Source organism: Planktothrix sp. PLAVEN19ND, from assembly GCF_057220675.1.
In genome coordinates this window covers 3,240,562-3,251,968 of the sequence record NZ_CM170132.1, presented here as the reverse complement: position 1 = coordinate 3,251,968, position 11,407 = coordinate 3,240,562, and the positions used below count along the sequence as shown (strand labels likewise).

Here is an 11,407-nt window from a genome sequence, read left to right as displayed (position 1 = left end):
GGTTTCGTCTGTATAGCCGCGATTTCTAATCGCCGAGGATAGGTTTCTTATTACATCATACCCATGCCACCCATGCCACCCATACCGCCCATACCGCCCATACCGCCCATACCGCCCATGCCGCCCATAGCATCCATATCGGCGGATTTCTTCTCGGGTTTTTCTACCACTAAGGCTTCAGTTGTTAATACTAACCCTGAAATCGAGGAAGCATTTTGTAGGGCAGAACGTACCACTTTTGCCGGGTCAATAATCCCAGAAGCAATTAAATCTTCATAGGTTCCAGTTAAGGCATTATAACCAATATTAAACTCGGTATTGCGGACATTTTCCACCACCACAGCGCCTTCGGCTCCAGCATTACTGGCAATATAATATAAAGGAGCTTCCAGGGCTTTGGCAATAATTCCCGCCCCAATTTTTTCCTCATCACTGAGTTGAGCTTTCATTTCATCGACTTTTTTCGCCAGATGAATTAAAGTTGTCCCGCCCCCAGGAACAATCCCTTCTTCTACGGCGGCTTTAGTGGCATTTAAGGCATCTTCAATCCGCAGTTTCCGAGATTTCATTTCCGTTTCCGTGGCGGCTCCCACTTTGATCACAGCCACCCCTCCGGCTAATTTCGCAATTCGCTCTTGGAGTTTTTCCGCATCATATTCAGAGTCGGTTTCTTCCAGTTGACGGCGAATTTGTTCAACCCGTTTTTTCACATCCGATTGAGTGGTGCTATCGGCAACAATAATCGTATTATCTTTTTCAATGGTAATTTTGCTGGCCGTTCCTAACATCTCTAAAGAAACGGTATCTAAGCTTAATCCCACTTCTTCAGAAATTAATTGTCCGCCCGTCAAAACCGCAATATCCTGTAATAAAGCTTTGCGACGTTCGCCAAAACTGGGGGCTTTAATAGCCGCCACATTTAACACGCCTCTGGCTTTATTCACCACCAAAGTTGCTAAGGCTTCCCCATCAATATCTTCAGCAATAATTAACAGAGGTTGACCCGAACGGGCAATTTTTTCTAAGACCGCCACTAGGTCTTGAATGGAACTAATTTTTTTATCAGTAATCAGAATTCTGGCGTTAGAAAACTCTACCACCATCCGTTCATTATCGGTGATAAAATAGGGGGAAATATAGCCCCGGTCGAGTTGCATTCCTTCGACCACATCTAATTCTGTGGTGATGGATTTGGATTCTTCAACGGTAATTACCCCGTCCTTCGTCACCTTTTCCATCGCCAAAGAGATCATTTGACCGATTTCAGGGTCGTTTCCGGCCGAAATCGTTGCGACTTGAGCGATCGCATCCCCTTCTACGGGTTTAGCAATAGCCTGAATTTCCTCGACCAAAATTTGAGTAATTTTGTCCATTCCCCGTCTGAGGGCGACAGGGTTGGCGCCTGCTGCGACGTTTTTCAACCCTTCACGAATCATCGCTTGGGCTAAAATGGCGGCGGTGGTTGTCCCATCTCCGGCGACTTCATTGGTTTTGGAGGCGACTTCCTGCATCAGTCGGGCGCCGGTATTTTCCAGGGGGTCGGACAGTTGAATTTCTTTAGCGACGGTAATCCCATCGTTGACGATTTCGGGGGCGCCAAATTTCTTCTCTAATAAGACATTCCGACCTTTGGGGCCAAGGGTGACTCGCACCGCATCGGCTAGGGCATTCACACCTTTTTCTAAGGCTCTACGGGATTCTTCACCAAACGAAACAATTTTAGCCATCTTACAATATCATTAATCACCAATAAGCCACTTTAGCACTCAAGGGTTTCGAGTGCTAGTTCGGAAATCCGTCATTATCGGTAGGTCGGGTTAATCTGTCTCTGTTCGGTTGCTGATTGAAAAAGGCAAGTTTAAAAGATATTAAAATGGGTTCTATAATCAATAGGGCGAGTTTTTTGGAGGTATACTAATTTTTTGAATAGACAGGATTTCCAGGAATTAGCACTTACTCGACTTCAAGACGCAAAAGTGCTTTTAGACAATCACCAATATTCCGGTGCTTACTATCTGAGTGGTTATGTGATTGAATGTGCTTTGAAGGCTTGTATTGCCAAAAAAACTCAGCAATATGATTTTCCTGACAAGAACACGGTTATGGACAGTTATACCCATAATTTAGAAAAGCTGGTGAAAGTTGCTGGGCTTGATAGAGAATTAAAGTCTCTACTAAATGATCGAGTATTTTCATCTCGATGGTCAGAAGTTAGAGACTGGTCAGAAGAAAGCCGTTATAAAAAAAATAACCAACAAAAAGCCCACGATATTTACTTAGCAATTACCGATCCTAATCACGGAGTTTTACAATGGTTGCAGCAACATTGGTAAATCAAGAAATAGAAGAAGGTCAAAGATTAATAGATGCTCTCAATACCGCAGGTTTATCAGTTCATTCGGCTTTGTGGCTGTATGCGTCAGAACCGGAAATATGGCACTTGACACTTGCTTTACCTGTGTATGATGATGTAGGATCACTTAAAACTTATGAGCAGATATTATCCGTTTTTCGCGAAGTCAAACCAGAATTAAAAATTGATTGGACAGGAATTGTAGCTGTTAGTCCTCAAGATGAATTAATTCAGGGCTTAAGTCAAGATCAGCAACATTGGAATATCAACTTATCAGGAAGACGCATGACCAATAGTATGGTTAATAGAATCTTGATTGAAGATGCTTACATTTATCAAATTGGCGTGAATTTACAACTCGGAATCTTACCAGAATAGGGTAGAACATAGCTGAATTAAGTAGTGAGGCGTTCACGCCTCAGAGTCCTTTAGGACTCACTACAAGTGTTAATATTTTTAATATTGTCAAAAATCAGATAATCAAAATATGAGCAAAAAAACTGCAAAATACGGGTCTTGGAAATCCCCCATTACCGCCGATTTAATGGTAGAAGGAACCGTTGGACTGGGGGGAGTAAGCTGGGATGGAGATAATATTTATTGGATAGAAGGTCGTCCATCAGAAGCGGGACGCAGTGTGATTGTTCGTCTGACTTCTGATAATCAATTAAATGATGTGACACCTCAATCTTTTAATGTTAGAACTCGTGTGCATGAATATGGTGGGGGTTCCTATATTGTTACTCAAGGAAATATTTATTTTTCTAATTTCGTTGATCAACGTCTTTATCAACAGAAAATTCAAGGGGAAAATACCCCTCATCAAATTACTCCAGAACCTATTACTCCAGAAGCAGAATATCGTTATGCAGATGGGATAATTGATGCTCAAAATCAACGGTTAATTTGTGTCCGAGAAGATCATACTCAAGGGGGAGAACCTGTTAATACAATTGTTAGTATTAATCTGAATAATAGTGAGGATATTCGGGTTTTAATTGAGGGAAATGATTTTTATGCTTTTCCTCGTTTAAGCCCTGATGGTAACAAATTATCTTGGATTTCATGGAATCATCCGAATATGCCTTGGGATGGGACGGAATTATGGGTGGCTGAGGTTAATTCCCAGGGGTTATTAGGAGAAAAACTATTAATTGCGGGGGGTTTAGAAGAATCGATTTTTCAACCCCAATGGTCACCGGATGGAATCTTATATTTTGTTAGCGATCGCTCAAATTGGTGGAACCTATATCGGTATACTGGAAAGATAGAACCCCTATATCCCATGGCGGCGGAATTTGGTTTACCCCTTTGGGTATTTTCCATGTCAACCTATGGGTTTAGTTCGGCAGAAAAAATTATTTGTACCTACAGTAAAAATGGTACTTCCTATCTAGCGAGTTTAGATACTCAAACTCATAAATTAGAGGATATTGATATTCCTTATACTGCAATTGATAGCTTAACCGTTTCTGGAAATCAAGTCTTATTTATTGGGAGTTCTCCTACGGAAAGCAGTGCTATTGTACGGCTTAATTTAGAAACAGGAGAACTAGAAGTATTACGGCGTTCCAGTCAAATTGTACTGGATAAAGGCTATTTATCCGTCCCTCAACCCATAGAATTTCCGACAGAAAATGGGAAAACCGCCTATGGATTTTTCTATCCTCCTCAAAACAAAGATTATCAAGTTTCAGAGGAAGAAAAACCGCCTTTAGTTGTGAAAAGTCACGGGGGGCCAACATCAGCAACTTCTAGTAGTTTGAGCTTAAAAATTCAATACTGGACAAGTCGAGGATTTGCCGTTTTAGATGTCAATTATGGGGGAAGTACGGGTTATGGACGGGAGTACCGTCAACGGTTAAATAAAAGTTGGGGAATTGTGGATGTGGATGATTGTTGTAACGGGGCGAAATATCTGGCAGAACAGGGTTTAGTGGACGGAAATCGCATGGCAATTGCGGGGGGAAGTGCGGGGGGTTATACCACTTTATGCGCCTTAACCTTTAAGGATGTATTTAAGGCGGGGGCGAGTTATTATGGAGTCAGTGATTTAGCCGCTTTAGCAACGGATACCCATAAATTTGAATCCCGTTATTTGGATAAATTAATTGGAGCTTATCCTGAAGAAAAGGCTATTTATCAACAGCGTTCTCCGATTTATCACGTTGATCAATTATCCTGTCCGGTGATATTTTTTCAAGGATCAGAGGATAAAATTGTGCCTCCCAACCAAGCAGAAATGATGGTAGAAGCGTTAAAAGCTAAGGGTGTTACCGTAGAATATGTTCTGTTTGAAGGAGAGCAACACGGTTTCAGAAAAGCCGAAAATATTAAATGCGCCATTGATGGTGAATTTAATTTTTATGCCAAAGTCTTCAATTTTGAACCCGCAAAATAAATGTAGGATGGGCTTCGCCCATCACTACTAAATTAATTAAAAATTAAATAAAAAAACACGCACTTTTAAAAATATTGTATAATAGTGTATAAACAGATATCATCAGCCATTATGTCTGTCACACCAATTCAACCTCCAACAATTGATTTAACAGAAGTTATTACCGAGGATGATACTCCTGTGGATAATTTTCTATCTGCAAAGTTACAGCGTTTATTAGTTGAATGTTTATATAGTTCTTGGCAAAGATTGGGAGAAAATTCAACATTTTTAGCGGATGCAAATGTAGGGATTTTCTCTGCAATTCGTCATCCTCCCATTGTACCCGATGTATTTTTATCTTTAGATGTGGAAGTCCCACCAGATTTTCGAGAAAAACGAAATCGGACTTATTTTATTTGGGAGTTTGGGAAACCGCCCGATGTGGTGATTGAAATTGTTTCTAATCAAGAAGGAAATGAACTCGGGAGTAAGTTAATTAATTATGCCCGGATGCGGGTCACCTATTATGTTGTGTTTGACCCATTACAACAATTGGGCGATATTTTATTACGAGTTTACGTCTTACGGGAGGGAAACTATCAAGCATTAGAACCAACGTTAATTGAAAATCAATCAATATTTTGGTTAGAACAAGTTGGTTTGGGATTAACAATTTGGTCAGGAATATATGAAGAAAAACAGGATCTTTGGTTGCGGTGGTGTGATGATCAAGGTGTTATTATTCCAACGGGAAAAGAACGGGCTGAACGGGCGGAGCAATCTCGGCGAAATGCTATTCCTCGGTTACGAGAAATGGGGTTAACGAATGAACAAATTGCTGAAGCGTTAGGTTTAGAGATTGGAGAGATTTAACCCTCTTTTATCGACGTTTTCTCAAATTTATTTAGAGGATAGTGAAAAATGATCATAGAAACAGCGATCTTAAAAAATGTCGAAAAATTACCTGAATCTGTTAAACAAGCCGTGCTTGACTATACGGAATTTCTTGTGAACCGATACAATGAGGAAACACCTCAAATGGAGAAACCTACCAAGCGAGGAGGACTTGGAATTTGGAAAGGTAAAATCTGGATGGCAGATGATTTTGATGAACCTTTGGAAGATTTAAAGGATTATATGTAAACATGAATATTTTATTGGATACCCATACTTTTCTTTGGTACTTTCAAAATAGCGAAGAATTAAGTTATAAAGCGGCAGAAATTCTTGAAGATCCAAATAATACTCTTTGCCTGAGTATTGCCAGCCTGTGGGAAATTTCAATTAAGATTAATCTAGGAAAACTCAGGTTGCAAAACTCTTTTTCTGAGCTAGAGGGAGTGTTACAACAACTAAAAATAGAGGTTTTATCTATTACATTCTCTGATACAGAGTGCTATATTAACTTGCCCCTGCATCATCGAGATCCTTTTGATCGCATTCTTGTTGCACAAGCGATAAATCATTCTCTTATTTTAATTAGTCGTGATTCAGCTTTTGATTATTACCCAATTCAGAGGATATGGAAATAAAACAGAATTGTATTATTTATTGTTAGACACAGAACGCCGTTTTCTAATTCCTTTGGTTAAAATTGCTAATAAAAATCCGACTAAAAATGATAATTCCAAAGCTGGATTTTGAGTCGTTAATACGAAAGACCCAATAATCGAAATAGCAGCTATCATGTAAACAATCTGTTTGGGTTTCATCGTTTTTAACCGTAAAGATCACAAAAATAGACAAAATGAATTATAATAAATTCTGTAGAAAGGCTAAATTTAACCTTTCTCAAGAGATAGGAGACTTCTAAAATTCGATGACTACAAATTCCCAACGTTATCATATTACAACTTTCGGCTGTCAGATGAACAAAGCCGACTCCGAACGCATGGCTGGCGTTTTAGAAGAAATGGGCTTTGATTTTACCGAAGATCCCAATGATGCCAATGTGATTCTTTATAACACTTGTACGATTCGAGATAATGCCGAACAAAAGGTTTATTCCTATTTAGGAAGACAGGCAAAACGCAAACAAGAAGAACCAAATTTAACCATTATTGTCGCCGGATGTGTTGCCCAACAGGAAGGAGAAACCCTACTGCGTCGGGTTCCTGAAGTGGATTTGGTGATGGGGCCACAACACGCTAACCGTTTACAAGACCTCTTAGAACAGGTCTTTCAAGGCAATCAAATTGTTGCAACAGAACCCATAGAAATCATCGAAGATATTACAAAACCCCGTCGAGATAGTCAGGTAACAGCCTGGGTTAATGTGATTTATGGTTGTAATGAACGGTGTACCTATTGTGTGGTTCCCAATGTCCGCGGGATTGAACAATCGCGCCGACCGGAAGCCATTCGAGAAGAAATCGAAGAATTAAGCCGTTTAGGGTATAAAGAAATCACATTATTAGGGCAAAATATTGACGCCTACGGCCGCGATTTGCCCGGTTCAAGTCCTGGAGGTCGGAATTTATATAATTTTACGGATTTATTATATTTTATTCATGATGTTCCTGGCATCGAACGGATTAGATTTGCCACCAGTCACCCCCGTTATTTTACCAAAAGATTAATTCAAGCCTGTGCAGAACTTCCGAAAATTTGTGAACATTTTCATATTCCCTTTCAGTCGGGAGATAATCAACTTTTGAAAGCCATGTCCCGGGGTTATACTCAGGAAAAATATCGCCAAATTATTCATACCATTCGGGAATATATCCCCGATGCTTCTATTAGTGCGGATGCGATTGTGGGCTTTCCAGGGGAAACCGAGGAACAGTTTGAAAATACCATGAAATTAGTCGATGATATTGGCTTTGATTTATTAAATACCGCCGCCTATTCTCCCCGTCCTGGAACTCCGGCGGCGTTATGGGAAAATCAACTGAGTGAGGAGGTAAAAGCCGATCGGTTACAACAATTAAATCGCTTAGTTTCTGTGAAGGCGGCTGAACGTTCCCAGCGTTATTTGGGCAGAATTGAAGAAGTGTTAGTCGAAGGTACAAACTCTAAAGATCCATCTCAAGTGATGGGACGCACCCGGGGAAATCGGTTAACCTTTTTCTCAGGAAATTTAGCGGAATTGAAAGGTCAACAGGTGAAAGTGAAAATAACCCAGGTAAGACCCTTTAGTTTAACTGGGGAACCTGTTGAGTTGTGTATACCTGTATGACCGCTAAAAATGATTTAAGATCGGTGATTTTATCTTTGGGTTTGGGTTTGGTGTTAACGGGGATCGGTGTCCGGGCGATCGCTTGTCAAAATTCCCTCAATACACCTTCCCAAGTCCCCCTTGATAACGGCGGATTAAGTTCGGAGTCTCCCGTTACCCAAACCCAGACAGAGGAGGGGTCTATTCCCCAACCTCGGGCGAATGGAGATTATCAGCGATCGCCCCATTCTTCCTGGGAAACGACCCAATCCAATATTCAAGGAATTGATTGTCGGATGTTAGGAAATACCAATTATTCACAATTAGAAAATCCCAGTAATAAAACCGAATTAAATATTGAAAATTGGCCTGTGGTTGGAAAACTTCCCCCAGGACAGGACTTTGAAATTAATTTAGGCCCGGCGGGGTTTGGTGTGGTTTACGATACGAAACAACAACCTTGGATTTATGTTGAAAAAACCGATCAAACCAGCGTTCCTTCCCACTGTTTTGTGCGAGCCAATCAACAGTTTGTACAACCGATTGCTGCTAATTAAATTATATAGCAAGAGGCAATAGGGAATGGGCAATGGGCAATAGGTAAATACTTACTATAAGTAGCTTTTAGCTTTCAAGAATGTCCTAATAGATGTGGCAACTGCTATACCATAAAAACCCTATTTTTTCGACAATACCGTAGTCTTTTTAAAGTAACCACAAAGGCACGAAGACACAAAGAAGGATAATCAAGGTGAAGGTATTCTGGGAAAAACTGGATTTTTATTCATTACTAATTAATTTTACAACTTTCTAATTTTTCGGCTAAAATTTCTAGGTTTTTCCACCATTTTCCGGTGCTAACTATCCAATTGCGGGTGGGTAAATGTCCAATAGGAGCGGATGTTTTATATTCGATGCCATAATCAGGATTATGGGGATTATAGGTTAACCATCCCACCTGCTGACAAAATTTTCCATAATCTCCTTCGACAGTTTGATAAATTTGATTTTGGATACTAAATCCAAAGCGACTATTACTATATTTTACCCAAAGATGATTAATGGTTTGTAGATCTTCACAGGGTAAATTTACTAAATCCTGGGCGTATAAATAGGTTTTTTTAGATTTTTTTAGGGCTTGACAGAGGACAGCCCAAGTTTCTTGATCCGCTTGTTTCCAGCGTTTTTGAGCTAAGAGGGTTTGGAGTTGAGTATAATCAACTCCCACGGCGGATTTTAAAGGATCATTTAAGGGCTGATAGCCTAAATTTTGTTTAATTCTCTCTAATAAATTAGGTGTTTTAGCGGGAGTCTGGATAACTTTTTTAGATGTTTTTCTAATAGGAATAACAGGTTTAACCGCCAGATTCACAGGCGTTTCAGAAGATTGAATAGCTTTTAAGGCTGCTTCGGCGGATTTATAACGTTGATTAATGGCGATCGCAATTAATTTATTTAAAATGGTTTCTAAGCGATCGCTAATAACTTGTTGAGGGGGTAAATAACTCCGCCAATTCCATTTTTCATCATGATCATCATATAATCTTCCGGGGGAAATTCCCGTGATTAAATATAAACAAGTTAGCCCTAAACTATACAAATCACTGGCGGGGTAAACCTTTCCTCTCATTTGTTCAGGAGCAGCAAAATCCGGTGTTCCGATCCGAGTTCCACTCTCAAGTAAAGCCGTTCCTGTTAATAGTTTAGCGATGCCAAAATCAATTAAAACAATATCATTTTTATTGAGATTTTTACTGATTTTCAAGTCAGAATTTTCCTCTGAAAAAATATCACTAATTTTTTGTTTGAGTTTGGCACTCATTTGAGCTTGTTCTTGATCTCCCATTTGAATAGTAGGAGGAATTTGGGTTAAATCAACCACGGGATCTAAGGAGTCGTCCCCAGAGGCGGGGAGAGAACAACGTCGCATCAAATTAGCAGGTTTAATATCTCGATGAATAATATTCTGTTCATGAATAAATTGTAAAATAGGCAGAATTTGTTTTAAAACTTCCCAGATTTTTTGTTCGGTAAATAATCCATCTTGTTTCAACTCATCAAATAGGGTTTTGCCCGGAATATATTCTTGGACAATAAACAATTGTTGATTTTGTTCAAAGTTAGCCAACAGTTGAGGAATTTGGGGGTGTTTTCCCAATTGATCTAAACGCACTGCTTCCTGACGAAATAATTTAGCGGCGGTTTGATAATCCTGGGGGTTTTCATATTGCACAAAAAATTGTTTAATCACACAATAGGGATGGGACGGAATTTGTTGATCAATTGCCAAAAATGTCCGACCAAAACCGCCCCGACTTAAAGGTTTTATGGCGAGATAACGATTTTGGAGTAATAGAAATTGACCACAACCTTGACAATATTCGGCTGAGTTGAGATTTTCTGGATGGGAACATCCTACGGTCATACAATAACTCATCGCAGGAGAGGGAATATATTGTTGAGCCGATAATAACACAACTTCAGATTATGATCTCGTTGTTGCGCTTAAGCGCGCTCTTACAAAAGGTCTTAGCAACAACAACCAACACTATTATCAATTAAAAACTTTCGCAATTTGACAAAATCCTTCAACTTCTAAACCTGCGGTAATATAACGGGGTTTATGGGTTAATTGATCCCTATATTCTAATAGATTAGCAACTCCAATAGACTGAGGAAATAACTCAGAATTAAATAGAGTTTGATCATTAGGACTATCGCCAATAGTAAGAATTTGTTCCGGGGTTAAGTCTGACCAATAGTGCTGAATAACCTTTAATAATCCCGTGGCTTTGTCTTGGTTTTGAGGTTTAATATGACCTTGAACAGTGCTATAGGTAAATCCCCAACCCAATTCTGCACAGAGTTCTGTTAATTGTTGAATTTCCGATAAACTAATATTTTGAATATCAAATGTCCAATCTGTAAACCGAAAAGGATTATCGGCGGAAGCCTGGAGATGGGGATATTGAACTTGAAGAATTTGAAACCCTAGGGCTAAATTTTGCCGATGTTGGGATAGGGAATTTAAAGGGATTAAAAATTGTGGCTGGTCGGACTCCACGGGATAATATAAACCGCCATTTTCCGCGATCGCACCTGTCACCGGAAGATAATGTTTTAAGGCTTGTACCCATCCCGCCGACCGTCCTGTAATTAAAATTACCGGAATTTTAGCCTGTTTTAATGCAAACAAAGCCTGGAATAAATCCGGGGTAAATTTTCCGTTTTGGGTTAAAGTGCCATCGACATCCGTTGCAATTAGACGAATATTATCGAGTGCATTGGCTTGTATGGCTTCGCTCAATGGCGTTAAGGACATGGACACAACCCCTCTATCAGTGATTCAAATATTTTAACGATAGGGGGCCCGAAAAACGGAGAGGGTGGGATTCGAACCCACGAGGAACCGTAAAGCCCCTAACACATTTCGAGTGTGTCGCATTCGACCAACTCTGCCACCTCTCCAAGTTAGAAATGATCTAGATCTGATTCTAAACCACTTTTTTAAGTA

At 39.8% G+C, this 11,407-nt stretch carries 12 protein-coding genes and 1 tRNA gene; 8 read left to right on the top strand and 5 right to left on the bottom strand.

Features of this window, described 5'->3' with window-relative positions:
- Window positions 1-50 precede the first annotated feature (50 nt).
- Window positions 51-1,727 carry a chaperonin GroEL gene (gene groL, locus AC2D3N_RS14405; RefSeq protein WP_484691260.1) on the bottom strand — a complete coding sequence of 559 codons (1,677 nt, stop codon included), beginning with the start codon at window positions 1,725-1,727 and terminating at the stop codon, window positions 51-53.
- A 195-nt stretch (window positions 1,728-1,922) separates the two neighbouring features.
- Here groL and AC2D3N_RS14400 point away from each other — a divergent pair, with 195 nt between their 5' ends.
- The 6 genes from AC2D3N_RS14400 (at window position 1,923) to AC2D3N_RS14375 (ending at window position 6,268) form a co-directional block, all read left to right on the top strand.
- Window positions 1,923-2,333: a HEPN domain-containing protein gene (locus AC2D3N_RS14400; RefSeq protein WP_484691259.1), complete on the top strand. Its 411-nt coding sequence runs from the start codon at window positions 1,923-1,925 to the stop codon at window positions 2,331-2,333.
- Window positions 2,312-2,731 carry a hypothetical protein gene (locus AC2D3N_RS14395; protein WP_484691258.1) on the top strand — a complete coding sequence of 140 codons (420 nt, stop codon included), beginning with the start codon at window positions 2,312-2,314 and terminating at the stop codon, window positions 2,729-2,731. Before AC2D3N_RS14400 ends, AC2D3N_RS14395 begins: the two co-directional genes overlap by 22 nt.
- A gap of 109 nt (window positions 2,732-2,840) precedes the next feature.
- Complete coding sequence (locus AC2D3N_RS14390) at window positions 2,841-4,754, top strand: S9 family peptidase (protein ID WP_484691257.1); 1,914 nt, start codon at window positions 2,841-2,843, stop codon at window positions 4,752-4,754.
- 111 nt (window positions 4,755-4,865) lie between these two features.
- Entirely contained in the window at window positions 4,866-5,609 is a 744-nt protein-coding gene (locus AC2D3N_RS14385) for a Uma2 family endonuclease (RefSeq protein WP_484691256.1), read from the top strand.
- A gap of 48 nt (window positions 5,610-5,657) precedes the next feature.
- Window positions 5,658-5,879, top strand: coding sequence for a type II toxin-antitoxin system VapB family antitoxin (gene vapB, locus AC2D3N_RS14380; RefSeq protein WP_231516612.1), 222 nt, complete (start codon window positions 5,658-5,660; stop codon window positions 5,877-5,879).
- Window positions 5,880-5,881: 2 nt separating this feature from the next.
- Window positions 5,882-6,268: a type II toxin-antitoxin system VapC family toxin gene (locus AC2D3N_RS14375; RefSeq protein ID WP_484691255.1), complete on the top strand. Its 387-nt coding sequence runs from the start codon at window positions 5,882-5,884 to the stop codon at window positions 6,266-6,268.
- Between the two features lie 12 nt (window positions 6,269-6,280).
- Here AC2D3N_RS14375 and AC2D3N_RS14370 read toward each other — a convergent pair whose 3' ends face one another.
- On the bottom strand, window positions 6,281-6,448 hold the full coding sequence (locus tag AC2D3N_RS14370) for a hypothetical protein (RefSeq protein ID WP_484691254.1): 168 nt from the start codon (window positions 6,446-6,448) through the stop codon (window positions 6,281-6,283).
- A gap of 107 nt (window positions 6,449-6,555) precedes the next feature.
- Here AC2D3N_RS14370 and miaB point away from each other — a divergent pair, with 107 nt between their 5' ends.
- Both miaB and AC2D3N_RS14360 read left to right on the top strand, forming a co-directional pair.
- Window positions 6,556-7,914: a tRNA (N6-isopentenyl adenosine(37)-C2)-methylthiotransferase MiaB gene (gene miaB, locus AC2D3N_RS14365; RefSeq protein WP_079681350.1), complete on the top strand. Its 1,359-nt coding sequence runs from the start codon at window positions 6,556-6,558 to the stop codon at window positions 7,912-7,914.
- On the top strand, window positions 7,911-8,450 hold the full coding sequence (locus AC2D3N_RS14360; protein ID WP_484691253.1) for a hypothetical protein: 540 nt from the start codon (window positions 7,911-7,913) through the stop codon (window positions 8,448-8,450). Before miaB ends, AC2D3N_RS14360 begins: the two co-directional genes overlap by 4 nt.
- Window positions 8,451-8,683: 233 nt before the next feature.
- Here the strand turns inward: AC2D3N_RS14360 and AC2D3N_RS14355 are convergent, their stop codons facing one another.
- The 3 genes from AC2D3N_RS14355 to AC2D3N_RS14345 all read right to left on the bottom strand — a co-directional run bounded on the left by AC2D3N_RS14355 (window position 8,684) and on the right by AC2D3N_RS14345 (window position 11,361).
- On the bottom strand, window positions 8,684-10,369 hold the full coding sequence (locus AC2D3N_RS14355) for a GUN4 domain-containing protein (protein ID WP_484691252.1): 1,686 nt from the start codon (window positions 10,367-10,369) through the stop codon (window positions 8,684-8,686).
- 78 nt (window positions 10,370-10,447) lie between these two features.
- Complete coding sequence (locus AC2D3N_RS14350; protein ID WP_079681348.1) at window positions 10,448-11,215, bottom strand: HAD family hydrolase; 768 nt, start codon at window positions 11,213-11,215, stop codon at window positions 10,448-10,450.
- A 56-nt stretch (window positions 11,216-11,271) separates the two neighbouring features.
- Window positions 11,272-11,361: transfer RNA gene (locus AC2D3N_RS14345), tRNA-Ser, on the bottom strand.
- Window positions 11,362-11,407 lie beyond the last annotated feature (46 nt).